Annotated in this window: 22 protein-coding genes; 10 read left to right on the forward strand and 12 right to left on the reverse strand. The window is 40.3% G+C overall.

Going from position 1 to position 25,749, the window contains the following annotated elements; genetic code table 11:
- The first annotated feature begins 126 nt into the window (after nucleotides 1-126).
- Nucleotides 127-2,103, forward strand: a complete 1,977-nt coding sequence (locus tag LEP1GSC192_RS16040; RefSeq protein WP_036090632.1) for a sensor histidine kinase — start codon at nucleotides 127-129, stop codon at nucleotides 2,101-2,103.
- On the opposite strand, the gene LEP1GSC192_RS16045 is transcribed toward LEP1GSC192_RS16040, so the two are convergent.
- Nucleotides 2,100-3,530, reverse strand: a complete 1,431-nt coding sequence (locus LEP1GSC192_RS16045; protein ID WP_020771057.1) for an ATP-dependent DNA helicase RecQ — start codon at nucleotides 3,528-3,530, stop codon at nucleotides 2,100-2,102. The two genes, LEP1GSC192_RS16040 and LEP1GSC192_RS16045, sit on opposite strands and share 4 nt — an antisense overlap.
- A gap of 154 nt (nucleotides 3,531-3,684) precedes the next feature.
- Between LEP1GSC192_RS16045 and LEP1GSC192_RS16050 the strand changes: the two genes are divergently transcribed.
- From LEP1GSC192_RS16050 to LEP1GSC192_RS16060, 3 genes are all read left to right on the forward strand, one after another.
- Nucleotides 3,685-4,008: a DUF2834 domain-containing protein gene (locus tag LEP1GSC192_RS16050; protein ID WP_020771046.1), complete on the forward strand. Its 324-nt coding sequence runs from the start codon at nucleotides 3,685-3,687 to the stop codon at nucleotides 4,006-4,008.
- A 254-nt stretch (nucleotides 4,009-4,262) separates the two neighbouring features.
- Nucleotides 4,263-5,198 carry an ABC transporter ATP-binding protein gene (locus tag LEP1GSC192_RS16055; RefSeq protein WP_020771055.1) on the forward strand — a complete coding sequence of 312 codons (936 nt, stop codon included), beginning with the start codon at nucleotides 4,263-4,265 and terminating at the stop codon, nucleotides 5,196-5,198.
- Complete coding sequence (locus LEP1GSC192_RS16060) at nucleotides 5,195-5,956, forward strand: ABC transporter permease (RefSeq protein WP_020771029.1); 762 nt, start codon at nucleotides 5,195-5,197, stop codon at nucleotides 5,954-5,956. Before LEP1GSC192_RS16055 ends, LEP1GSC192_RS16060 begins: the two co-directional genes overlap by 4 nt.
- A 24-nt stretch (nucleotides 5,957-5,980) precedes the next feature.
- On the opposite strand, the gene LEP1GSC192_RS16065 is transcribed toward LEP1GSC192_RS16060, so the two are convergent.
- Both LEP1GSC192_RS16065 and LEP1GSC192_RS16070 read right to left on the reverse strand, forming a co-directional pair.
- Nucleotides 5,981-9,163, reverse strand: a complete 3,183-nt coding sequence (locus tag LEP1GSC192_RS16065; protein ID WP_020771064.1) for a SpoIIE family protein phosphatase — start codon at nucleotides 9,161-9,163, stop codon at nucleotides 5,981-5,983.
- Nucleotides 9,164-9,276: 113 nt separating this feature from the next.
- Nucleotides 9,277-10,182 (reverse strand): AraC family transcriptional regulator, encoded by a 906-nt coding sequence (locus LEP1GSC192_RS16070; RefSeq protein WP_020771044.1) that lies wholly within the window; start codon nucleotides 10,180-10,182, stop codon nucleotides 9,277-9,279.
- A 129-nt stretch (nucleotides 10,183-10,311) separates the two neighbouring features.
- Here LEP1GSC192_RS16070 and LEP1GSC192_RS16075 point away from each other — a divergent pair, with 129 nt between their 5' ends.
- Both LEP1GSC192_RS16075 and LEP1GSC192_RS16080 read left to right on the forward strand, forming a co-directional pair.
- Entirely contained in the window at nucleotides 10,312-11,163 is an 852-nt protein-coding gene (locus LEP1GSC192_RS16075) for an NmrA family NAD(P)-binding protein (RefSeq protein WP_020771062.1), read from the forward strand.
- A gap of 321 nt (nucleotides 11,164-11,484) precedes the next feature.
- Nucleotides 11,485-14,463, forward strand: coding sequence for a PP2C family protein-serine/threonine phosphatase (locus tag LEP1GSC192_RS16080; RefSeq protein ID WP_020771019.1), 2,979 nt, complete (start codon nucleotides 11,485-11,487; stop codon nucleotides 14,461-14,463).
- Nucleotides 14,464-14,522: 59 nt separating this feature from the next.
- Here LEP1GSC192_RS16080 and LEP1GSC192_RS20230 read toward each other — a convergent pair whose 3' ends face one another.
- The 9 genes from LEP1GSC192_RS20230 to LEP1GSC192_RS16115 form a co-directional block, all read right to left on the reverse strand.
- On the reverse strand, nucleotides 14,523-14,684 hold the full coding sequence (locus LEP1GSC192_RS20230) for a phosphatidate cytidylyltransferase (RefSeq protein WP_369750245.1): 162 nt from the start codon (nucleotides 14,682-14,684) through the stop codon (nucleotides 14,523-14,525).
- A complete protein-coding gene (locus LEP1GSC192_RS19310) occupies nucleotides 14,660-15,022 on the reverse strand; it encodes a TRL-like family protein (protein ID WP_020771031.1) in 363 nt (120 codons plus the stop codon). The genes LEP1GSC192_RS20230 and LEP1GSC192_RS19310 overlap by 25 nt, the downstream gene beginning before the upstream one ends.
- Nucleotides 15,023-15,025: 3 nt before the next feature.
- Nucleotides 15,026-15,388, reverse strand: a complete 363-nt coding sequence (locus tag LEP1GSC192_RS16090; RefSeq protein WP_020771038.1) for a TRL-like family protein — start codon at nucleotides 15,386-15,388, stop codon at nucleotides 15,026-15,028.
- 2 nt (nucleotides 15,389-15,390) lie between these two features.
- The gene (locus tag LEP1GSC192_RS16095) at nucleotides 15,391-15,678 is read right to left on the reverse strand and encodes a TRL-like family protein (protein ID WP_020771028.1); all 288 of its coding nucleotides are present in this window, start codon (nucleotides 15,676-15,678) and stop codon (nucleotides 15,391-15,393) included.
- A 6-nt stretch (nucleotides 15,679-15,684) separates the two neighbouring features.
- Entirely contained in the window at nucleotides 15,685-16,509 is an 825-nt protein-coding gene (locus tag LEP1GSC192_RS19315) for an outer membrane protein beta-barrel domain protein (RefSeq protein ID WP_020771061.1), read from the reverse strand.
- A gap of 384 nt (nucleotides 16,510-16,893) precedes the next feature.
- Nucleotides 16,894-17,364, reverse strand: a complete 471-nt coding sequence (locus LEP1GSC192_RS16100; RefSeq protein ID WP_020771045.1) for an ankyrin repeat domain-containing protein — start codon at nucleotides 17,362-17,364, stop codon at nucleotides 16,894-16,896.
- Nucleotides 17,365-17,424: 60 nt separating this feature from the next.
- Nucleotides 17,425-18,315 (reverse strand): alpha/beta fold hydrolase, encoded by an 891-nt coding sequence (locus LEP1GSC192_RS16105; RefSeq protein WP_020771060.1) that lies wholly within the window; start codon nucleotides 18,313-18,315, stop codon nucleotides 17,425-17,427.
- A gap of 11 nt (nucleotides 18,316-18,326) precedes the next feature.
- Nucleotides 18,327-18,803 (reverse strand): SRPBCC domain-containing protein, encoded by a 477-nt coding sequence (locus LEP1GSC192_RS16110; protein ID WP_020771027.1) that lies wholly within the window; start codon nucleotides 18,801-18,803, stop codon nucleotides 18,327-18,329.
- Between the two features lie 6 nt (nucleotides 18,804-18,809).
- Complete coding sequence (locus LEP1GSC192_RS16115; RefSeq protein ID WP_036090637.1) at nucleotides 18,810-19,145, reverse strand: metalloregulator ArsR/SmtB family transcription factor; 336 nt, start codon at nucleotides 19,143-19,145, stop codon at nucleotides 18,810-18,812.
- A gap of 176 nt (nucleotides 19,146-19,321) precedes the next feature.
- On the opposite strand from LEP1GSC192_RS16115, the gene LEP1GSC192_RS19320 reads away from it, so the two are divergent.
- The 4 genes from LEP1GSC192_RS19320 to LEP1GSC192_RS16135 all read left to right on the forward strand — a co-directional run bounded on the left by LEP1GSC192_RS19320 (nucleotide 19,322) and on the right by LEP1GSC192_RS16135 (nucleotide 25,536).
- The gene (locus LEP1GSC192_RS19320; protein WP_020771052.1) at nucleotides 19,322-19,963 is read left to right on the forward strand and encodes a class I SAM-dependent methyltransferase; all 642 of its coding nucleotides are present in this window, start codon (nucleotides 19,322-19,324) and stop codon (nucleotides 19,961-19,963) included.
- Nucleotides 19,964-20,289: 326 nt separating this feature from the next.
- Nucleotides 20,290-21,714, forward strand: a complete 1,425-nt coding sequence (locus LEP1GSC192_RS16125) for a kelch repeat-containing protein (protein WP_020771034.1) — start codon at nucleotides 20,290-20,292, stop codon at nucleotides 21,712-21,714.
- A 527-nt stretch (nucleotides 21,715-22,241) separates the two neighbouring features.
- Nucleotides 22,242-24,101, forward strand: a complete 1,860-nt coding sequence (locus tag LEP1GSC192_RS16130) for a PP2C family protein-serine/threonine phosphatase (RefSeq protein ID WP_020771047.1) — start codon at nucleotides 22,242-22,244, stop codon at nucleotides 24,099-24,101.
- Nucleotides 24,073-25,536 (forward strand): PilZ domain-containing protein, encoded by a 1,464-nt coding sequence (locus tag LEP1GSC192_RS16135; RefSeq protein ID WP_020771025.1) that lies wholly within the window; start codon nucleotides 24,073-24,075, stop codon nucleotides 25,534-25,536. Before LEP1GSC192_RS16130 ends, LEP1GSC192_RS16135 begins: the two co-directional genes overlap by 29 nt.
- Nucleotides 25,537-25,749: the final 213 nt, after the last annotated feature.

A 25,749-nucleotide genomic window follows, 5' to 3' on the forward strand; every position in this document is an offset into this window, starting at 1 on the left:
ATTTATATCAGGTAACTCGGCGTTAAATGGATCCGCCTTACGGTTTTTCGTTTTTTTTAAAAAAAATCTTATACAATTTTCTATACAGGTTTCTAGCGAAGAATAAACTGGAGACCAGATATCGGAATGAGGCCATCTATCTTTCATTTGCTATTCCTCTTGGCATTTATGGGATGCTCTCAAGAAGCCGAGATCTACTCTCCACAAGCAAAGGAAGGAATTTTAGATCTGAGAGATTGGGATAGAGATCGTTTCTCAACCGTTGCCTTAAACGGACATTGGGAATTTGCTGACAGGATCCTAACTCCGGAAACTTTCATAAAAGACGGATTTATCCCCGTTCCCGGCGCCTGGAACTCGTTTATAAAGAACGGCAAAAGACACGAGGGAGAAGGACTCGGGACTTATAAACTCACCGTCCTATTGGACAGACCGGTAAAAGACTTGGCTTTTCAAATAGGAGACGTCTCCACCGCATTTAAACTATTTCTGAACGGAAAATTATTGATCGAGAATGGAAGGATCGGAAGTTCCAGAACGGAAATGATCCCTTCGTATAAACATCCTATCGTTCTAATAGACGAAGGGTCCAAAGAATTAAAACTTACCTTACAAATATCAAATTTTTATCATATTACCGGTGGACTTCGTAAGCCCATCAAGTTAGGAAATACCTTAGCCGTATTCGAAGAGAAAAAAAGGCAGGTCGCTCTCGGCTGGGTGGTTTTTGGCGCCACATTCTTTATGGGATTATATCATTTGATCCTATTCCTGATGAGAAGAGTCGACAAATCAGCGCTTTGGTTCGGATTATTCTGCATAGATCTGAGTATCAGAGGATTTTTTACCGGATCGGTATTCATATACGAGGTCACACCGGATTCTTTTTGGGTGTATATCCATAAACTGGATATCCTAACTTTTGTCTTGGCACTTCCCTTATTTTCCGTCTTTCTAAAAGCAGTCTTTCCTGACGAACAATTCCATCGCTACTTCAACAATATATCCATAGGTGTCAGTGCCATATTCTTCGTCCTAGTCCTTGCACTTCCGTCCACGGAGTATATGGACTATATTCGAATATTCCAAGGTTTCGTGGGTGTAAGCATACTTTACTTTTTCGTAATGATCACCATTTGTATCGTGAGAAGAAGGGAAGGCTCAATCTTATTTACCGTTGGCTCATTAATCTTATTTTTAACCACATTAAACGATATTTTAAACCAAAGCCTGCTAATAAATGCGGAATATCTGGCAAGCTGGGGACTTCTCGCATTCCTATTCTCCCAAACCATAATGCTTTCGGTTAGATTCTCGAACGCTTTTGTAAGACTGGAAGAACTCCAAAAATCGCTGGAACAAAAGGTCACGGAAAGAACCAAACAATTAGCGGAAGCGAAACACGTCGCTGAAGAAGCGAATTCACTCAAGGACACTTTTTTATCTTTAGTAACCCATGACTTAAGATCCCCTATCACGACAGTGATCGGCATATTACAATTGATCCGGAACGATTACAAACAATTGGATGACAAGTCCTTATTAGAATGGATCTCAAGAGCGGAGAATACTTCGTCCCAATCATTAGAAATGATCTCGACACTTTTGGATCTAAATAGACTAAAATCAGGTTCTTTTCCTTTGGACAATAACCTAATTTATGTGTATCCGGAGGTAGAAGGAGTATTGGCAAAACTTCTTCCTCAAGCGGAAGCAAAAAAGATCCGGATCATTAACAAAATCCCGGATGACGTTAAGTTAAACGTAGATAGGACCTTATTTTCGGAAATATTCATCAATCTAGTTTCCAATTCCATAAAGTTCTGCAAAGAGAATGATACGATCAGTATAGGATTTTCCAACGAGAAGAATGATCCGGAATTTTTCGTAGAAGATACGGGGATCGGAATACCGAAAGATATGATCCCGAATCTGTTCTCCACGGAGATCAAATCCACTCGTCTAGGAACCAAAAACGAATCCGGGACCGGCCTAGGTTTACCTTTGGTCTATAGTATTATAAAAGCGTATAACGGGAGAATTTCAGTCGAATCGGAAGAGAAAAAAGGATGCAAATTTACGTTCTGTATCCCAAGAGTTTAAGAACAAATATCACAATTTCCGCAAGAATGAAAAGTTGCACCGAAATATCCGTATAAAAATTCCCTTCTACATTTCTCCGATTTCAAATACATGAGCATTTGATACAGACGGTTTAAACTCGCTTTCTTTCGCTCCTCCAATATTTTCGGATCCGTCAAAACTTCCGGTAATTCTCCACGTAACACCAGCGATCCCCTTTCTAATTCTCCGGAAGTAACTCCATGTCTTTCGAAAAGACTAAGCACCGTTTGCAGACGATGATCCCCTCTGTTTTTATGTACCACCATTGATTGCAATTCTTCGTAACCCAGGGAGGATAATTTTTCTCCCACTGATCTTAAAACCTGATAAACTCGGCTGATAAAATTTTTGTCCGGGTTCTGCCATTCGATAAAATCCATAAGAACGGACAGATCATCCTGATTATAAAACAGAAGACAATCCGATAAATTACCGTCCCTCCCCGCTCTTCCTATTTCCTGATAATAGGATTCCAAAGAAGAAGGTAATTCTGCATGGATAATTGTCCGAATATTCGCCTTATCCACTCCCATTCCGAACGCATTCGTAGCTAAAAGTAACGTATCTTTCGAATGTAGAAAATCGTTTTGTATTTTTTTTCTTTTATCGGCAGGAAGCATGCCATGATATACTTTATAACGGATCTTTTCCATATCTAAAGCTTCCGAAAAACTTTCTATATTTTTGATCAGATTAAAATATACGATCGTATTTCCTTTTAGATTTTTTAGATAAGAGATGAGTCCCTTCGATTTGGAAGAAGAATCCACAAAAGTTCTTACTTCTAAATAAAGATTCGGTCTAGAGATCCCTTCATTATAAATTTCAATCTCGGATTCGGATAATCCGATCTGTCGGATCATATCCTTTTGTATATCCTTAGTCGCCGTGGCAGTCAAAGCGATGATCGTAGGATATTTTAATATCTTTCTGAATTCGGAGATTTTTGTATAATCAGGTCTAAAATCATGTCCCCATTGACTGATACAATGCGCTTCATCCACCACCAACAAAGAGACTTTTCTGGTTTTGAAAATTTCCAAAAATGAGGATTTGCGAAATCTTTCAGGAGAAACATAAAGAATTTTGTATTTTCCCTTCTTTATATTTTCATAACGAAGTGTACGTTCCTCCTTTGAAATTGATGAATTCACAAATTCCGCGTCTATCCCCAAAGATTTTAATTTATCCACTTGGTCCTGCATGAGAGCGATCAATGGAGAAATTACTACAGTCAATTCTTCCAAGGCCAGAGCAGGCAATTGGTAACATAAGGATTTTCCCATCCCTGTCGGCATGATCACTAAACAGTTTTTGCCTTCTAAAACGTCTCTGATGATTTTTTCTTGAGAGGATCTGAATTCGGAGACACCGAACTTCTTTTTTAATTCTTGTAAATCGGGCATTCGGACTGGTTTCCTTTTTGGATCCGATCCACTTTTTGCCAATCCTGTTTTTTATTCTTTTCTAGAACAAAAAAGTTCCCGTCTTTAAATTTCTCTCGCGCTCCTTACAAAAATCCCGATCCTTTGCTAATAACTTTCAACTAAGGGAACGAAAATGAATCTTTCCACATTTAGAATTCTGCTGATCCTATTAGGCTCCCTATTTACCGCGGGCTTTTTGTATTTAGTGCTTCCACCTTTATCGCAAAACTTCGATATTATCGGCGCGTTTTTAGGAGGATTTGTGAATCCTTTCTCCAGCGCTTATGCACTGGATATCATTTTTACCTGGTTAGTATTAGCGGTTTGGATCGTATACGAAGCAAAAACAAAAGGGATCAAAAATGGATGGATCGCACTTTTACTAGGTGTGGTTCCCGGTGTGGCAGTGGGAGCGGCTTACTATATTTATCTCCGAGCAAAACAAGATCGAAATTGATACGGTTCTCTCCATTTGTAAGAATTCCAACATTCGGTTTCCGATTTACGGGAACCGACCCTTTTCCACTAAATCACAAAACCTTTCTTTCTTCTAAAATTGGTGTGGGCCAATCCATTCCCGTTTAATATTTTGGATAATCTCATAGCCCGTTCAAAAACTTAGGTTATCGATCAGTATTCGACCTCGGGCTTCAAGAGCCTGAACCTTTAGGATAGGCTCTTATAATTTATTGAACGGTTTGAAGGAATCGTATGAAGTCCAACTCCCCCATTGTTTCGATACAAAATCTCTCCAAATCCTATTCGAATGGATTCCAAGCCTTAAAAAACATAAACTTGGATATTGAAAAAGGAGAGATCATCGCCCTTTTAGGTCCCAACGGCGCCGGAAAAACCACTTTGATTTCCGTAATTTGCGGGATCGTTACTCCTAGTTCCGGTTCTGTTTCCGTAGGCGGTTACGATATTATCAAAAATTATAGGCAAACAAGATCCATGATCGGTCTTGTTCCCCAAGAACTCACCGTCCATGCATTTGAATCCGTTTTGACTACCGTAAATTTCAGCAGGGGACTATTCGGAAAATCGCCTAACAAAGAATATATCGAAGAACTCCTAACGTCTCTTTCTCTTTTGGAAAAGAGGGACCAGATGATTATGACCTTATCCGGAGGAATGAAGAGAAGGGTGCTTATCGCAAAGGCTTTATCACATGAACCGACAGTCTTATTTTTAGATGAACCCACCGCAGGAGTGGATGTAGAACTCAGAAAGGACATGTGGAATGTAGTAAGGGCCTTAAGAGACAAAGGTGTCACTATTATTCTCACGACACACTATATCGAAGAGGCGGAAGAGATCGCTGACAGGGTCGGGATCATGAATAAGGGAGAGTTAGTCCTGGTAGAAAAGAAAACAGAACTCATGCATAAACTCGGGAAAAAACAGATCTTATTGGATCTTGTTTCTCCTCTCCAAAGTTTACCGAACAACTTTAACGGTTACGAACTGGAATTAAAGAACGATGGAAAACAATTATTGTATACCTACGACGGCCAGGAAAAACAAACCGGGATCGCAAGTTTCTTGGAACAATTGAAAAAATCCGGAATTGAATTCAGGGATTTGAATACCACCCAAAGCAGTTTGGAAGAAATTTTCGTACAATTAGTGAAGGAATCCAAATGAATTTGAATGCAATCAAAGCCATCTATTTTTTCGAAATGGCAAGGACAAGAAGGACGTTGATGCAAAGTATTGCGTCACCGGTTCTTTCTACTTCTTTGTATTTTATCGTTTTCGGTTCCGCAATCGGATCAAGGATACAAGAAGTAAACGGAGTACCCTACGGTTCTTTTATTGTTCCGGGACTCATTATGCTTTCATTATTGACGGAAAGTATTTCAAATGCGTCATTCGGTATCTATTTTCCTAAATTTACCGGGACCATTTACGAAATTCTCTCAGCGCCGGTTTCCAGTATGGAAGCTGTCATAGGTTTTGTAGGTGCTGCCGCCACTAAGTCTCTGATATTAGGGTCCATCATGCTTGCGACCGCTTCTTTATTTGTGGAAATCAAGATCGCTCATCCGTTTCTGATGGTGTTCTTCCTGATACTGACTTGCGTTTCATTCAGTTTATTCGGTTTTATCATAGGGATATGGGCGGATAATTTCGAAAAACTACAAGTGATCCCGATGCTTGTCATCACACCTTTGGTATTTTTGGGAGGAAGTTTCTATTCCGCAAATATGCTTCCTCCTTTTTGGCAAACGGTTACTCTATTCAATCCTATCCTATATTTAGTCAGCGGATTCAGATGGAGCTTTTACGAAATCGGCGATGTTAGCCTGGAAATCAGCTTAACAATGATATTATTCTTCCTGATTTCTTGTCTTTGCGTTATCGCTTGGATGTTCAAAACCGGATATCATATTAAGAAATAATAAATTTATTTGCCGAAGGTCCTCTTATTTAGATTCCTTCGGCTGTCCACTCCCGTTCTCCAATCGACTAGAATACTTTTTAAGAAGTGCTTCCACCTTTAAAATGGATTCGTTGTGCGGATCCAAACGTAATGCGTCTTTCAAGATAGATTCCGCTCTGTCGAAATTTTTGACAGCTATGTAGATCTCGGCAAGATTTGTCAGATTTTTAATATGGGAAGGCTCCCTTAAACGTAGACGTTCGCTAAAATCCAAGGCCTTTCTGATCTGACCGGCCTTCCTTGCCGCAAAAGAAGCCACGTATAGGATCTCGCTGTCGATCGGATTCATCTTAAAATAATCCTCGGCGTATCTGGCAGCTTTCTGGTAATCCTTCAGTTTCAGGAATAATTTAATAAAATTCTTTTTCACCTCGGGAACCCTGCTATCCAAAGATTCCGCCTCTTCCAAATAACTAAGCGCTTCTTGAGTATCCTTATTCAAGAAGGTTTCCTTTGCATTCCTAAGCAGCTCCTTGATCCTCTGCCTCTTTTCATCCTGAGGGATCTGTTGTTTTCCGTTCCCTATAAATGACAATCGGATGAGGGATAGGTCGTCGCTCAATTTCCCATTATTTATAATAACATTATATATTTCCTGAAGATCCCCTCTTCCTTTTTCAACGGAGTCTAAGAATAACTTTTCGTCATCGTTTATGATCCTGTCCCCATCCGAATCAGTACCTACGATAATATCGTCCCGACCGTCGGACCCAACAAAGATAGAATCTCCGGGTTCCAATTGGAAAGTTTTGATAAAAATAGTCCCTTCTATCCCCGTAGTCCCCAATTTGCGGAACATGAACTCGTTCTCAATAAAACTTGCGATCCCGTCCCTATACAACACTGTCCAAGGGTGTTCCGCATTAATGTAATACAATATTCCAAGTTCATCATCTACTAATCCCATCACGGAAGAAACAAGCATTGAACCGTCAAAACTCTCGAATACTTTGTGCAATTCTATAAATGCGTTTTTTAACCATCGTTCCGGAGATTGTTTTTTGATCGTGTCCACTACTCTAGTTCGTTCTATGATCGATTCAAAAACGGATCCCAGAACCAAAGCGCCGCCTGCACCTTGCATGGATTTACCCATCGCATCCCCGTTCAGAAAAACGGTGTAAGATCTCCCTTGCAAATCTATATGATTGGAAATATTCAGGTCCCCGCCGATCTCATCCTCATGTTTCCTAAAAGTGAACCTTTTCTTTTGTTTCAAAAGAAATTCCACCTTTACGTTTTCCTGATTTGCTTTATTCGAACCTAACGGTTTGATCAGAAGAGAAGTTAAGAAATAATCCGCATCCTGTTGTTGTTTTAATTCCTGCACCTCGTTTAAGGTCTGTTCCAATTCTTTGGTTCTATCCTTTACTTTTTCCTCCAATTCGTTAGCATATTGTTCCAATCTTTTTCTAGCGGCCTGAATGGACCTTGCCATTCTGTTGAAAGAACGAGCGATAAATCCGATCTCATCCTCCACTCTCGGAACCAATCTATATTCCAAATTTCCCGAATTCACCTCGGTCAATCCTACCACAACCTCTTCCATCGGCTTTACGATCGCGTTTTGAAAGAAAAATCTGAATCCGAAACTGATAGTGACAACCATGGCCAAAAGACAGATCACCAATATTAAGGAAGGTGAATGTAGATATTCTCGGAAGGATTTATAAGTGAATCCGACTTCGTAAATTTTCCCGTTTTGAGGGTGGATTACCAAATAGGCCAAATAGAATTCAGGAGTTTTTTCGTTGGCCTTATTAAATTTGGCTCCTCTATACATTCTCTCACCTACTTCTCTTAAAGAAGTTAACGGAAGAATAAACGAAGTTCTGACTTCCAACTCGGATTTTCCGGAAGAAATATCCTTCTCCACTTTTTTGCGGACCTGCTCTAGGACCGACTTTAAACCGATCTCTTCCGAATTTAGAAGTTTGGATACGGCGGCCTGATCCGTTTTAGAAGGAAGATTGGAAAATTTATTTTTAACAATATTCAATTTTCGATTCAGAAACCTAAAAAAATCGACCAGCTCCGCATCTGATACTTTTGCATTGCCCTTTGATCCGTAAAAATCCTTTATCCCTTCGGAATAGGCGTAAAATTCCTTCGGAGAATCGGAAAGGATTACCTTGGATCTCTCCCATCTATCCTTTGCACTCAATGTCCCTAGATCGGTAAGTTTCCGAGTCAGATTGAAAAACTTGATCTCCAATCGATCTTCCGAATCGAATCGAGAGTCCTTCTCCCCCTTTTCCATGATGAATTCTTTGGATTCGGGATCGAAGGAGAGAAGATAGGCAAATCCTTCCGGCTTTTTTCCTTGGACGGCTGCAAGTTCGGAAGCTTGTCCTTTCAAGGAATCAAAAGCCGTATCGTAACCGTTTAATATCGCATAACCAACCAACTGAAACGCCAAAAGAAAAGTAGCCATAGTCACGGCTACGATCTTACTTAAGATGGTGGTCCTTTCTTTGGTGGCATTGGCATAAATGATCAGGACCAAAAAGAGACCGACTACGAGCGCGATGTCCGTAGTATGCTGGAAAACTTTCCTAGAAATGGACCCATCCCTGCTCATCACATTCAGGATACCCGGAATGATGGTGATCGTAGAATAAGCGATCGCAATATAAATGATCCATCTTCTTTCTTTTCCTTTTTCCACGACTGCCCTCCAAGTGGCGGAAGCTAAAAAGGAAAAGTTATATATCAAAATTATAATGGAAAAAATTTTATAGAACTTATGGGATTCGAAATCCCAATAATTACTTCCTATATTAAAACGATGATCCGATTGTAATGTCACTGCAATAAATGTAGCAGTTACGATCGCAAGCCCTGCATATAAAATAGAATAAACGGTTAAACCGAACTTAACGTTACGAGGATTCGGAAAATAAAAGAAGAATATGAAACATTGCGTAAATCCCATCATAGGAGAAGGAATTGCCAGCCAACGATGTATGATGGTCCATTGATCGAAAGAAATGAACGCGATAATATAAGCGAAATGAAAAAGGGTCATCGCCAAAGTGGAAAGACCCAAATGGAACGCGGCCTTACTTCTGTCCTTGATACTTAAAAAGAAGAAGGTAACGTAAATGGAAAAAAGACAGGCTAATAATGAACCGAAAAAGTAAAAATTGAAATAGAATTGATCCATATCGGAAGCCTAAAAAGAATCTTGAAACCGGTTTCCGTCAAGAAGATTGTTTGTAGATTAGAACCGGTTATAGGAGATCCCGTATTTAGACGATCCTATACGGAAGAAATCGACTATGCCCCCAATCTCTCCTGCTCGGAATTTCGAGGAGAAAGACCGTGGATCCTTTTGTAAGCTTTCGAAAAAGCAAATGCGGATGAATAACCGACAGTCCTCGCAATCTCTTCCAGAGTAAAATTCTCCTTCTCCATCAGAGTTTTCCCCTTCTCTATTCTTAATTTTGCCAAATAATCCATGGGAGTACATCCCAAAACTTCCTTAAATCGATTTGCAACGGAAGCCCGAGAAACTCCCACCGCTCTGGATAATTTTTCCAAGGTCCAAGGATAAGAAACCTTTCCGTGTAATGCCTCCAATGCTCTTAAGATCTTTTCGTCCTTAAAAACGTTTCTCCAACCGGGAGAAGTAGTAGGATGTGTTTCGAGCCAATGTCGGATTACGTAATAAAGAAGAATGTCGGTTAACCTCTGTAGTATTAGATCGGAACCGATACCCGAATCCAATTCTTGGGAAACCAATACTTGAGTGGTGTGTAATGGATGATGCGCCAGAACATCGGAAGACTTTACTAAAATATAATCCGGAAGTTCCAAGAAGAACGGATGCTGTGCCGATCCCGGGACCTCGTACCTAACGGAAACGAACGTAGTTAAGGGAAGTTTTTCGGACTTCTTTTGTTTTTCGGACATATCTCGAAATTTAGAAATATCCACAACCTTATCCTTTGGGGAATACACTAACTCATGATCTAAACCTTTCGCAACGAACAGAATATCCCCCTTTTCTAGAGGGATGAGTTTTTGTTTGATCCTAACATAACAGGAACCTTGGGAAAGAATGTGGAATCCACCACTCCTCTCGCATGGAAAACGAAATCCCCAGGGTTTATAAAGAGAAGTCCTGGCGAGTAAATCAGCCTTCCAACCCGCATTGGTCAATATTTCGGAGAGAATATCCATATTTTAAAAATAGACTAGCATATCTAAAAGTCGATTCATTTATACTCTTGGATATGTTTTTTAGTTCCTGAGACATAGCCTAATTTACAAACATCTTGTATCATCAAAAGTTACAGGAGAACAGATCGAATGAAAATTTTCGTTTATGGCGGAGCAGGACAGATCTCCGGTTCCGTAATTTCTAAACTACTGGACTTAGAACATGAAGTGTATGCGGGCACAAGAAAACCAGAAGCAGGCAAAGAAGTTCCCGGACTACATTGGGTATTTGCGGATGCAACCCAACCTACAAAAGGGGTAGAGATATTGGAAAAAGTGGAGAGAGCCTTCTTCCTTTCTCCCCCAGGATATACGGACCAATATGCGGTATTAAACCCTTGGTTCGAAAAAGCAAAGGAGCTTTCTCTAAAAAAGGTTGTCTTGATGAGTGCCATGGGAGTGGACTTCGCTCCACCTGAAGCTCCATTCAGAAAATTGGAAATAAGTTTGGAAAACTCGGGAGTTCCTTACACGATCTTAAGGCCGAATTGGTTCATGCAGAATTTCCAAACATACTGGCTCCCCGGAATCTTAAAGGATAAGAAGATATCTTTCCCGGCAGGAAATGCCAAGACCAGCTTTATCCATACGGAGGATATATCCTCTTCCGTGGTTTCCGCGCTTTTGAACGACCAATTTAACGGAAAAGGGATCACATTGACCGGAAAAGAAGCGCTCACGCACGAAGAAGTTGCCGAAAAAATTTCCAAACATACCGGTATAAAGGTCAGTTACTCTGATATTAGTCCGGAAACATTCAAGACAAACCTTTTACAAGCGGGTGTTCCAGAAGACTATGCAAGTTTTATGGTATTCATCGCAGGTGCTTTAAAAGAAGGCCATTCTTCTCCCATACTAAATACCGTTCGGGAGATTACAGGAAAGGATCCTATCTCTTTTGATGAGTATGCAAATCAAAACAAAAAGGTTTGGTTGAATTAAAACCGATTTTCTTGTTCGACCTTGATCGAATCCACGGTTCGTTTAAGGTCGAGCGCTTGCAAAATCTTCAATCACCTAATCTTAAAAAGACGAATGAAGAAAATAGTACGAAAGATTTAGTGCGCTCCGCAATTTAGCATAAATTCTGAAACAAATTTGAACTGATTTTCTAATATCTCTCGTTTTCACTTCATAAAAATCTTTTTGTCGATCAAACGATCGATAAAAATCCGAAATTACAATTTCGCTGCCTGCTATTTATCCAGTATTCCGGAATCCTCTTGACATTTAGTCATTTAATCAAAATCTAACAAGTCCGATATGGAAGCCTCCATTCTATTTTCTCATCATGCAAGCGGAGTTTTCTCCTTATTCCTTTTAACATTCGTTCTCAGCGGATTTTTGGTGTTCAAGAAGAACAGGACCCTGCCTACATATTATTTAATTATAATGTACATGGGATATGGGATCATGTTTTTGGGATACTTTCTTTCCTATTCCATATTTCATCCAGTAGCTGCATATCATAGATACTTAACCGTTTTTGTGATCTTCGGGATCGTCGGATTTATCGGTTTCTGTTATAATTTTCCAAGAAACATTCATCCGAAAGAATCCAAGGTTGTCATTCCGTTATCCTTAGTGATCGCCTTAGCAGCCTGGATACACTTTATCGTAAAAACCGCGGGGAAAGAGAAAATTTATCTTTTTTCTGCACACCATTATAGCTTCGATTTCGGAAAGGAAGCTAGCCTTGCCATCCTCCTTTGTTTTATCATCAGTACCGTTATTTTGATTAGAAAAACGATCCATTTCTCCCATTATTCCGGAATATTCCATAAATGGAATACTTCGGCGGATTTATTGGCTCTTCCCGCCCGCATTCTTGTAAAATCGTTTATTTTTCTGCCGCTCTATTTCATGAAACTCGCACTCCCGGCAAGAAAAGAAGGGATCGCCCTAAGGGCATTTTTACTTACCGTCACCCTAAACCTATTGAATGCTTACAATAACATACTAAATAAGTCCGGAGTTTTATCCTATGATACTTATGCGATAGCATACTTTATCCTATCGGTAATTACGATATTTTCCATTCAAAGTGCGTATCTGAACCATTCTCCGGAACCGACAAGCTTCATGGGCAAGATACTTTCCAGCGCCGTGGTTACAGTTGTGTTAGCCTTAGGAGCGATCAGCTACATTACGTTATTCTCAACAGACAAATCCATCGAAAAAGAGGATTTAGTGGAGATGAACGCGGTCAAAACGGAAATCCGAAACGGTCACACGAACTTTCCTCCCAATGTAAGATACGTTCTATCGCGTCCGATCGGGCCGGGGATTTTCGATCATAAATATGAGATCCTTTTTTCGAAAGACGGTTTAAACCAGACTATTCTAGAAGAAGGAGAAAAATATTATAAAACCCAACAACTCAAAGAAGGAGTAGAAAAGAATAAAAAGATCCATAAAGGAAAATCGGAATCCGAATTAGAGACAATCACCCTTAAAGAAATGAAAGAAACGGATCTCCCTTTAAGCTCCAGGCTTTTCAGGGTCGCTGGAGATTTTTATATCCATTATGATTTTGTAATCGGACAGACCAGATACGAGGTAGGGTTCGCCTATGTAGAATTCAGACAAGTGATCCACGATGTCGCTCGTTGGTTGATACTGATCATTTTCGGAACGACTATCTTTATATTGATAGCATTCCCTATCCTACTCAGAGTCAGCTTAATACATCCTCTCAATAATTTATTATCCGGTGTTGAGAAGGTCAACCATGGAGATCTGAACGTAAATGTTCCGATTAAAGCTATGGATGAGATCGGTTTTTTATCTCTGTCATTCAATTCGATGGTGGACTCTATCCGAGGCGCTCGGGAGCAACTGCAGGAACATGCTGACCATCTGGAAGAAAAAGTAGAAGAACGTACGAAAGAAGTTCAGGAAAAAATGGAAGAGGTCCAAAGACTTAAGATCCAACAAGATGGGGACTACTTCTTAACTTCTCTACTTGCAAAACCGCTCTTTTATAACGCAAACAAGTCTTCCAAAGTTAACACGAACTTCATCATCAGACAAAAGAAATATTTCGAATTCCGCAACAAACAAGGAGAACTCGGTGGAGATATCTGCTTAACCGGAAATCTCAGATTGGGAACCCCTGATAATTATAGAAAATTTACTATGGCAATGAACGGAGACGCCATGGGAAAATCGATGCAAGGAGCGGGAGGTTCTTTGGTCATGGGGGTCGTGATGAATTCCATCATGGCAAGATCCGCCGCTAACAAGCGAATATTAGCAAAAACTCCGGAAGAATGGTTGGCCGAAACTTATACGGAAGTCCATTCGGTATTCAAAAGTTTCGACGGGACAATGGTAATCTCCGCGACCGTGATATTGATCGACGATGATACAGGAGAAATGTATTATTGGAATGCAGAACACCCGTTTTCGGTATTATATAGGGACGGGAAGGCATCCTTTATAGAAAATACATTAGAACTTCGTAAATTAGGATTGGACTCGGAGTTCGAATTTAAGGTGAAAAAATTCCAACTGCATCCCGGAGACCTGATCATACTCGCGTCGGACGGTAGAGACGATCTTTTACTTTCCGAACATAATAACAAGAGGGTCATAAACGAAGACGAGAATGTATTCTTAGATGTTGTGGAAAGATCTCAAGGAGATATAAAAACGATCGAGAAGAATATCAGAAGTATCGGGGAAGTCATAGACGATCTCTCCATCCTTAGGATCGGCTTCCAAGAAGTGAACGCTCCTGCGATAGAACAGAATGAAGATCGAAACGATTTTGCTGATAAAGTAGTTCTACAAAGCCTTTATAAAGAAGGAAAAGAATTATACCGCAACGGAGAGGCACAAAAGGCGATCTCCATTCTACTAGACGCATACGCAACGGATAATAATAATCAAAAATTGAATAAACTACTAGGTCTGATCAGCTTTAAAGAAAAAGACTATCCTTTAGCAGTCAAAGTTTTAAGTAAATATTTGAGTCAAGACCCTGATACGGCTGAACTTTGGTATTATCTTTCCATCGCGGAAAAACGGATCGGGAACTTAGCTCAATCTTTGGAAGCGGCTATGATGGTAAACCAAATGCAGCCTATGAACGTACAAAACCTAGTCCACTTATCCGATCTAAATAGACTATTAGGAAACAGAGAAGAAGCAATCGGTTTCACAAAAACAGCGGAAGAGATAGATCCGGAAAATAAGAATATTCGTAAGTTGAAAAGATTATTAGATATGGAATCTTGAATTTTACCACATTTCATTCCATGGTTTTCTGAAAACCGCAAAAGGCATCGAAAGAAATGTCAGACACTAAAGGTAAATAAATACGAGTCGAATCGATCTAAAAGACCTCCATGCCCCGGTAGAATCGAGATCTTTCCGGATCTAAATATTTCATGAAAACAGGGAAGAAAAACAAATTTTGAAAGAACCAAATCAGTTATTCCCCTCGCACGATAATGCACTCTTTTATGAAGATCCCGAATATATTTAAATGCGAATATTCAATGGAACCGATCAACTTTATCTCGGCGCTTTGAGCTGCGTCCCTAACACTTCCACCTTTTATAAAAACGTACGCGTCCAAATAGGCAACGGAAGAAGAACATGAACGACCTTCTTTAATTAACCTTGCCTGGCCGATTATATTCGAATTTTGGTCCGGGCGAGAAGGATAGAATAAATTAGATTCTCCTCGGGAAGTGTGTTTGGCGCTAATGATTAAAGCGCTATAGGGAACTCTATATTCCGGAAAACAGGAGCAAAATAAAAGAAGGACTAAGAAAAAAACGGGAATCCTCATAAATTATTCTCCATACACATACGTACAATATCGTCCGTAGAAGATGAAAAAATCCGTCACACTATGATCTATATATGATATTTTTGTGATCAATTCTCTCCAAGCAATGGATCCCGCTGCCGCATCTCCCCAAGAATAGATCCTAAAAATATGATGTACACATCCTTTCCCGAATCTGAGAGGACGAACCGTATTCTGAGGATTAAAATCACCGTCGAAAGATACACTATTATATAGAAGCCCGGGGATCGGACGATAAGAATCTCCTAAACTCATACAGTTTAATCCGAGAAAGAAGGGAAGTAACACGAACAAAACTTTAAAAGATGTTCCGACAGAATTTTTGTAAAAAACTCCAGGATCCATACTCAATCTCCCGTTAAGATCAAACAATGACGTCTAAAAAAAATAAAAAAGAAAGAAGAGACTTCAATTTCAATGGAATGGATCCGAGAGATCTCTCCCTGTCGTTTCGCTTCCGTTATACTCGCATCTCCGGCGGAAACCAAAAATAGAAAATTATATGCGCACACTTTTGCACTTTTTAAACCTTCCACATTTCCGATTTTCCCTGGGATCTTTTCCTGACGATAGACGATACCTTTACAAGTATATAAAGCAAATACCGTAAAAATAGAAAATAAAATTCGATTCAAGCAGGTTTACCTTTCGGAATATTTAGCAATATTTTCGAAATTGAATAAAAATCCCATTTGGATCTGAACGGATTCCAAAGTAGTATTTCCGATAATATCCGATTTAAGCCATTTTTTTTGACCCGAAATTTCCAATTGTAAGCCGAACTCAGGCGTTAAGAAAAAATTTACACCTGCTCCCGCTCTCGCACCGTATCCCGTTCCTGTGGAAGTAATCGGTTCGAATACGGAACTCGGATGTATATTTCTCGAACTGGTCGAATATTGAACAAGCCCGGCTTCCAAATTTATGAAGGGATCTACCCTAGATCTAGATACTGGATGGAAGGAAACTACCAAAGAATACATTACATCATTATAAAATCTTTTAGTATAGGGAAAAGCCTCTACGTATGTCGGGTTCGGTTGGCTTGAGGATAAACGGGGAAGATCTAAATATTCCCTATTATTAGTCGCATCCATGGAGAAAGAACTAGCCGCAAATCCCAATCCGATCTTATCAGTAACTCCATATTCGAAAAAAAACCGAAAAGAAGTCGGAGTGGAAAATTGAGAATTAGGAAGGCCCAACGGAGGAGAAACGTCCTGACCAAGAAGACGAAGAGGAGTCTGACCGGAAGTTGTCTCCGTTTTCAGATTTTTTTGTATCTCTTTTTCTCTCGAGATGATGCTTCCTCCCGTATGGAAAGAATTTCCGGTAGTGCCCGAAAGAAGAAAGATCCCTTTATAAAATCCGTAAGGATGCTCCGCTTGTCCTGGATTCGGTTCCGCTAATAAAAACACAGGGATAAAATATAAAAATAGATAGAAGAAAGAACGAAAACTTAGCATCCAAAGCCTGCCCGATTAAGTTTAGCTACGGAAGCTATACATTCTTTCCCCAATTGGGCCAGAAAAAAGTTATTCAGATCGGAATTTTTTACGGTTTTTTGACCAGAATGGGGTTCGTTAGCCGTTTTGCGAAATTATTTTCGCGAAAATCAGGATGAAAATCCTATTTTGAGCAAAAAACAACCTTCGATTTGAGATCAATGTACAAAGTAGAAAATTCGAATTTTCTTCCTGGGATTAAAAGTGCGGAAGAGAAAAATTGTTTTACAGGATATTTAGAAAATACGCTTTCATCGAGATAGTTAGAAAGTAATCGGAAGAAAGCGTACGATAATTATTCTAGAACATCCTCATTCAATGCGAAATTTTCGACAGCAGCTGAAATTACATTAAATATCTCTTGCCTAAATTATCTCTTTTTTCCGTGTCTGCGCCATTGGAAATCAGAAGTTCGGTAATTTCAGAGAGACCGTCGTAACTATAAGAAATATGTAATGGAGTCACTCCTTTCGGATCGGCAACATTCGGATCCGCCCCATGCTCCAACAATATCTGAACAGGCTCCAACTTACCGTTTTCCACCGCTTTATGAATTGGGAAAATCCCGTTTCCATCCGGAAGGTTCGGGTCCAGGCCTACGTTCAGCAAAGTTTCCAAATAAAACGGATCTTGGATCTCGGATGCGCAAAAACCCAAAAGCCCTTTAGTACATTCTTTCAGCTCGCCATTGTTGGGAATAAGATCCAAAATTTTTCTGAAACCTTGTTTGTCTCCGGTTTGGATCTTAGAGAATAATTCTTTTCCCCTTTGTGTCGCCTTGTAATTTTCCATCCAATTTTTAATCCAATCTAACATATAATTTCCCGATCTATATTTAGAAAATAGACTGTTCGTATCCGGATTTTGATCTTATCTTCACGGAGAATCCAGAAAATCTTGTATCAAGGCGGATGTCAATTCAGGATATCGATCCTTTCCTTGGGACATGATAGCTTCTCCTAAATAATCACCATGCCCGCCAGGTAAGACCAAAAGCCTTGCCTTGGGAATCATCCGGACCATCTCAACCGCATGCTCCAATTTTGGAACATCTCTATCCCCGAGTAGGATCAAAGTAGGAATTCCGACAGTTCTTATTTCTTTATCGCTAAGATCTTTGAAGTTACGCATTCTAGCAGCATCTTTCTCGTACATCGTATACAATTTTTGAGGGTCCGGATTAACTTTTAGAAAGGCCTCCTTAAGGGCCTGAGGCATATTCTCGAAAGTTGCGTTCTTCATAAAATTCCAAAACATAGGATAAGCTCCGTTTCTCTTTGTAATGGAAGAGGCAAATACAAGTTTGCGCACAAGTTTCGGATATTTTATCGCTATTTGTAAAGCCACGCTTGCACCGTTACTAAACCCGAAAATATCCGCCTGTTCAACTTTAAGAAATTTGAGAAGAGCGACTACATCTTCCGCAGAAGTATCAAAACTGACTGGAGCATTTCTATCGGTTGTTCTTCCATGACCCTGCTCATCCAAAGCGATTACCTTTCGATTTTGAGCGAAAATCGGAAGAATTCTACTATAAGTCACTTCTATCGTTGAACCACCGCCATTCAGCAGGACTAGAGGGATTCCATCCTTTTCGCCATGGATCTCGTAATACATCTGGATACCTCTGATCGGAGCCAGACCTTTTTCAATAGGTTCAGATCCTATCTTAGGAGGAGTCTCCCGGAGTTGAAACGGCCTACTAACCGAACAAGCTGCCAGAAAAAACAGTATAAAAACATAATGTATTAAATTATAAACTTTCATCTTAGTACACCTTATTTTACTTTTTCAAGATAATCGGTTAATCTTATCAAATGTGCTAAGGTTCCTTCTCTTCTGGAAGCCATACCTTCCCGACCAAAGGTCCCGTCTAAAAATGCAACCTGTTCCGTAAACGTGAGTTTCGTATCAGAAGAATCTACTTTTTCGATCTCCACGGAAGCGATGGATACTGAATGGATCTTTCCGCTCAAGATCATATCATACGTGAAAACGATCCTTTGGTTCTCGATTAGATCGGAAAACCTAGCTTTGTATAAGGTTTCCCTTCCGTTAGGAAAACGACCATGTAGAGTTTCTTCTCCCCCCACGCGAAAATCCAATTTTCTCTGTACTACCGACCATTCACCTGGTCCAATGAACCAGTTTGATTTTGCTTCCACATTACTCCATGCGGAATACACGGACTCCGGGGAGGATTGATACACTCTTTCTATACTAAAAATTTCGTGAGCAACTTTCAATTTTTCCATGATTCCTTACTTCTTTTCCTTCTCCTTTTTTTCTAAAAATTCTCCCAATCGATCCAAATTTCTTTCCCAGAATTTTCTGCGCTGGTAGACCCAGTTTTCGATCAGCTCCAATGAATTCGTTTCAACCTTACAAGAACGCACCCGACCTATTTTTTGCGTTTTGATCAAACCGCTTTCTTCCAATATTTGTATATGCTGCACAACCGCAGCCAAGCTCATGGATAAGGGACTGGCAAGCTCGCTTACAGAAGCTGGCTTCTTAGTTAATCTTTCTACTATATCACGGCGAGTTGGATCTGACAAAGCATAGAAGATCCTGTCCAAAGATGAATTGTTAAGCATTTACTTGAGTATAAGCTATCCATCGAAATAGTCAAGCGTTTACTTGAGTATTTTAAAGCATTTCAAAGGCGAAATTCTCAACCGATCTCCCTTTTTGAAGTGACCGTAGGACCGCAAACAGGCTTGATGTTTTAGAAGATAGATCATATTCGAGCGTTCGAAGGCAAATTTTATAAATGAAAACCGCACCTTGTTATTCTCATAAAGATTATTACGGTTATTTCCATATCGATCTGACTGGAAAAAAAGTGTTAGATATAGGCAGTTCCATAGGATCGTTTATGAAGTCTAAAAAATTTCAACTTTCTAAGGAAGAGTTAGGAAAGGCAAAAAAATATACTTCGATGGATATCAACCCCGCCTCAGGAGCGGATATCATAGGGGACGCTCACACTCTTCCTTTCAAAAACCAGGAAATAGATATTGTTTTAGCGAATAATGTCATCGAACATTTTTACGATCCGAAAAGGGCCGTTTCCGAAATGTATAGAGTATTAAAGAAAGGTGGAGAACTTTATTTCACAATTCCTTTCATGTATCCAATTCATGAAGCACCTCACGATTACGTTCGTTTTACCAAATACGGCTTACGAAACCTGTTTTCAGAATTTAAGAATGTAGAAATCCATGAGCGGGGGGGCTGGTTTTCAACCACTGCGAATTTTCTATATAAACTTTCTCATATTCTAGATAAGGTCCGTCTGGGCTCTTTTGTGCGAATTGTGCTATATCCAATCTTGATAGTTTGGGTCCAACTGGATAGATTCGATAATTCTGGAGCATTTGTCCGGGCATATTTCGGAAAAATGAAGAAATAGCATGCTGTATCGAAAACCAGCATATAAGAAATCTTCGGAAGAGTCCGGAGATTTTAGATCGTAGTTCGATCAATTGCAGATTTTCTTTTCGAATTATGCGGGGTAGACGTCGGCACTTTATCCGAGAAGTATAAGTTTTTCTTGCATCTCCACATATCCCATGTTTGCCCTTTAAAAGGGGGCGAATCCGCTTTTTGAAAAATTGGCATCAATAACAAAGTAGGTATTACTACAGATATATCCCCGTAGTATAGGTATTAGTACCAATAGATATTCTCAAAGAATCTAGATACTATTACCTAATACCTAACACTTGGGATGTCTCCATGACCCTCCTTAAACAAATTCGAAAAAACATATATGCCGTTTTCTTTCTATTCTTCTTATTCTCTTGTTCGAATGGAAGCGGCGGAAATAGCGCTCTTGCTTTGCTGGCATTATTAGGAGGATCTTCCGATTTACCTGCCGAATGGACCTGGATAAGTGGTCGATCCTTTGATGCACTCGGAGGTGGATACGGCTTAGGTGTATATGGAACAAAAGGAGTGGCTGATCCTGCGAACTTTCCCGGAGGACGCCAAGACGCAATGCAATGGATAGATTCCTCGAATCAATTATGGTTATTCGGCGGAATCGGTAGAGATCCTGGCACAGGTTTCGGAAGATTAAACGATCTCTGGAAATTCGACGGTACGAATTGGACTTGGGTAAAAGGAGCGAATACAGTCAACTCCGCCGGAGCTTATGGAACGAAAGGTGTAGCTGATCCAGCGAATGAACCTGGAGCAAGAGTAAGCGGAACCACTTGGGTCGATTCCTCCGGAAACCTTTGGCTTTTTGGAGGTTGCGCGGGTATAAACAGTGGGGATTGTTTTAGCGATCTTTGGAAATTTGATGGGATCAATTGGACCTGGGTAGCGGGTCCGAATACCAAAAATACAAACGGAGTTTATGGCACCAAGGGTATAGCTAATGCTGCCAATTTTCCGGGAGGACGGCAAGGAGCAGCAGGATGGATAGACTCAGCAGATAATTTATGGATATTCGGAGCAAATGCCGGTTTAGAAGAATCCTTTGGCACTCCATCTACGCTGAACGATCTATGGAAATTTGATGGGACCAATTGGACTTGGGTGGCAGGACCAAAAACGATAGGAGGCCCTGGGGATGGAAATTGGGGAACGATCAACGTTCCTGCAGCTAGTAATATTCCTTCCTCTCGGGGAAAGTCCATATCTTGGGTCGACTCTTCCGACAATTTATGGTTATTCGGCGGCTCTAGTTACGACGGTGAATTTAACGATCTCTGGAAATTCGATGGAACCAATTGGACCTGGAAAGGAGGTTCCAACTCGGCGAACCAGACTGGAATATATGGGAAAAAGAATATTGCCGGTTCTCAGAATCGAATCGGATCTAGGGGAAACGGTATAGGAGGAAAACTTCCGAATGGTAGGATCTGGATTTTCGGAGGATTCGGAGTGGACGCGAACGGGGACTCCGGACAGTTGAATGATCTTTGGATCTTCGATGGGAAGAACTGGACTTGGAAAGGAGGAACGAATCTTGTTACCCAGGCAGGCAACTTCGGCCCCAAAGGAAAAGCAGGAACTAGCTATTATCCGGGCGGTCGCTTTGGACCAAGCGGATGGACCGACTCCAGGGGAAATATCTGGATCTTCGGCGGACAAGGAATAGATGCAAATGGAAACAATGAATTTCAAAATGACCTATGGAAAGTCCGCCTTTAATATATTCAACAATATTCAGAAATATTAAAATAGAAGAAGCTGAAAATAGGACTTTTCAGCTTTTTATAATAACACTATGGCCATGTCGCCACTCCGATCCTTTTCAAACTCGACTACGGCAGAAAAAATATCCAAACTCATAAAAATAGAATTATAAATATTTAATATTAAAACAGAAAACAATACTCCTTCCCATAAAGAAGAAAGAGAGCACATCCCAACAAACATTTTAATCGTAATATATCCGCAAACTCGAATAATATACTGCCAGAATCCTAAATTAGGATTTTCTTTTCGCAAAGCACCAAAGCTTCGCATTCGAATTATTTAAAGTTTTTGCACCGCGCAAGAGACTGCTAAATTGTTATGCGAACTAAAACAAAAATCTTATCAATTAAGATCGACTAACACAAACGTTCCAAATAAAATAGATTCCGCAGGATTGAATAAAATATTTATTGACTAACTTACCTCCGCAACTAACGTCTCCCGAATCCCCAAAAAACATTCAAAAAAGGTTTCAACTGATGATTCATCAAGAGCAAAGTTTCAGGCGATTTGTCTGGGCCCTCGAAAAAAAATGGATCCAAACCGTCTGTATCCTAGGTTTCACCCTGGTCCCTATATTCGGAGGTTTAGATTATTTTATCATTCCGAAAGAATATTTGGACGAGAACCTCGGCTATTTTCTATCGTTAAGAGCCTTCGCTTCCTTTTTCGTATTGATACAATATATAATATTACGTTTTTCCAAACCAAACGCTTGGAATACGGTGCATGCGTTTGTCTTTACCTTTGTTGTCGGTGGAATAATCACCTTAATGACGGCACGTTTAGGAGGATTCGAATCCTCGTATTATGCCGGATTAAATTTAGTTTTGATCGCCGTGAACCTATTCCTACCTTGGAATGCCGTAAAAGGAGCCTTAAATAGCGGGATCATTCTCGTTCAATATCTAGTAGTAAATCTGATTTTCGATCATGACTACAAATTGATCTCGATAATCAATAACCTGTATTTTTTAGCTGGGACCATGATCATTTCGGTTACCATAGCTCATTTCAAATTCAATCTCACAAAATCCGAATTCGAAAAGATGGATGTAATCAGCACCTTGAAGTCCCAGCAGGACGGGGATTATTTCCTCACCTCTCTGGTATTGCAACCTTTAAGTTTGAATCTTTCCAAAAGTGAGATCGTTCCTGTGGAATTCTTCACTAGCCAAAAGAAGAAATTCACCTTTAAAAATTGGACCCAAGAGATTGGTGGAGATATAAGCGTTTCGAACGTTATCACTCTCAAGGGGAGAAGGTACGTCGTTTTTGTAAATGCAGACGCTATGGGAAAATCCCTGCAAGGTGCAGGTGGGGCGATCGTTTTCGGCGCTGTATTTCATGCAATGATCCAAAGGACCAAAATGTTGGAAACGAACCAAAACCAATATCCGGAGCGTTGGTTAAGAAACGCAGTGATTGAACTGCAAAAGACCTTCGAAAGTTTCGACGGAGCGATGATGATCTCTCTTGTGATCGGACTCGTGGACGAAGAATCCGGTCTGGTATACTACATAAATGCAGAACATCCTTTCCCGGTATTATACAGAGACGGAAGAGCCTCGTTTATCGATTCTCAGATATATTTCAGAAAGATCGGCATGCTGGAGATCAAAAGCAGATTTTTCGTAAGTTTATTCCAGCTCCAACCGGGAGATAAACTGATCCTCGGATCAGACGGAAGAGAAGACCTGATGGTGTTCGATCCAACCATAGGCGGCAAAAGTATGGTGGAAGACGAAAACTTCTTCCTACATATCGTAGAACAAGGAAAAGGTGAATTAAAGGAAATAGTCTCCATCTTAAAAGACTCGGGAGATATAATCGACGACCTTTCCTTAGTAAAAATCTCCTTCGATCCGGCAAGAAGGGAGAATGGACCGGGTAATTCCTTACGAGCCCCATCTCAATATTCCGAAAACGGAACGCACACAAACGGTTATAAACACGCTGAAGATCTAGAAGTTCTCAAGGAATTAGTATCTTCCTCTTCTAAAAACGGAGATATAGAAGAGTCTATTCAAGCCGCAATACGATTAGTGGAAATCTATCCTGGTGAAAGTAATTATCTCTACTTTCTTGCCAAAACTTTCAACAGACATAGGGATTACAAAGAATCCGTGGAGCAAGGGGAACGTTTTCGTTACCGCCAACCGGATCACGTGAATAATCTTCTGGTACTTTCCGATTCGTATCGCCGTCTCGGGAACAGAAGAAGGGCGGAACTTCTACTTAAAGAGGTCTTCTCTTTCGAACCCCAAAATCAAACGGCGATAAATCTTTTAGGTAAATTAAGAAATCATAATGGAAAATACCTCATCAAATCAAATTGATAAAAGTTACGAAAAACTCCTCCCTAAAGAAGAAGTTTTTATTCCGACATATAGCTGCTTCTATAAAATTCACTCAGTGAATAAAGAGGAAAGTTCCGCGAAAGCCTCGCTGGGGGATATTTCCAAATACGGCACGAGGATCATCTGCGAAAAACGGATCTCGGGAGAAGCCGTACTCGGCTCGGTGTTGGACATGAGCATATTTACCGATGTTCTACAATACAGTCGCAAACTAAGCGGAGTGATTCGCTGGGAAAAAAGATCTGAAAAAGGGTGGGAATACGGGATTCAGTTTGACGAGCCGATCCATTTAGACCTATTTCGCGCCATTCACGATTCCTTAACCGGGATAAAGATCCGAGTAGAATCTGCAGAACCGAAAACTCCCCATCAGAAAGCCTTATCCATAGTATTTCAAACCAAGGAGAAAATCCAAAGTATCCAACCTTTATTGTCTCAACTCGAATCCAGCCTAAACGATCATGAATACGCTGTGGGATACAATCTGAAAGAAGAAATTTATAAATCCGTATTTCTTCTTTTGAGCCCGATTTATAATTTCTTAAAGGAAAAAACAAACGAACTCTACCACGAGCTGGATCCGGTCGAGATCAACTACAACTTCTCTTATCTTAGGGAAGAACTACAATGTTATCTTTTCTTGGATCCTTTCGTAAAAAGAGCCACAACAAAGCCATTAGGCTACGCAGGCGATTTCGAGATGATGGATGCGATCTATCGGGATACAAACGAAGGAACCAACCTTTTAGGAAAAAGTCTTCATAAATGTACCTTGAATCTGAAATCCGCACAGGCGGTATTTCATAGGCAGAATTTCTTTTACAGAACGATCTTAGATAGACTGAGGAATAAAGAAGGAAAACTCTGCGTTCTATCCGTGGCATGCGGTCCCGCAAGAGAAATGGTTACGCTGATCAACGAGGCGGATCAAAGTACATTGGATAAATTAACGATCTATTTATTGGACCAGGATCCGAGAGCGATTACCGAGGCTAAACACGGAATCCGAATTGCTTTATTAAAAAATCATAAACAAGTTGATTTTCATTGTCTAAACGTCGAAATCGCTAGATTCGCTGCGAATCCGGGAAAATTTGTCCAGCATACCGGGATCGATTTGATCTATTCGGCGGGACTTTTCGATTATATTAAGATGAAAACGGCTCAGAAGATTTGTTCTCACCTGTATTCCATACTGAATCCTACGGGAGAGATCTTTTTAGGAAATTTCTCCGACGCTTCCGATGAGATCGGAATCATGGAAGTTATGGATTGGAGCCTGATATATAGGAGCGACGAAGAACTCCTAAAATTCGCGGATTCAGTCCAAGGTCCTAAAACGACCGGAGTCATCGATGATGTTCTTCCGCAGAAGTTTTTCTATCTATTGAAGTCAGCCGATTCTAAAAATTAACCTCATCTATGACCAGTCGGAGCGCAGAGGAGCAACAGTGTTGCTCCGAACGCGAGACTGGGAATCATGCGTAGCGAAGGCGAAGCATGAAGTCCCGATAGGTCACTATTACTGTAAAAATAAAAAAGCCGAAGATTTCTCTCCGGCTTTAAGTGTAGAATATCTTCTACGAACGATATAACTGCGAATATTACACACTGTTGCTGATCATCT

The sequence above is a fragment of the Leptospira sp. B5-022 genome (genome assembly GCF_000347035.1).
Taxonomy (GTDB): Bacteria; Spirochaetota; Leptospiria; order Leptospirales; family Leptospiraceae; genus Leptospira_B; species Leptospira_B cinconiae.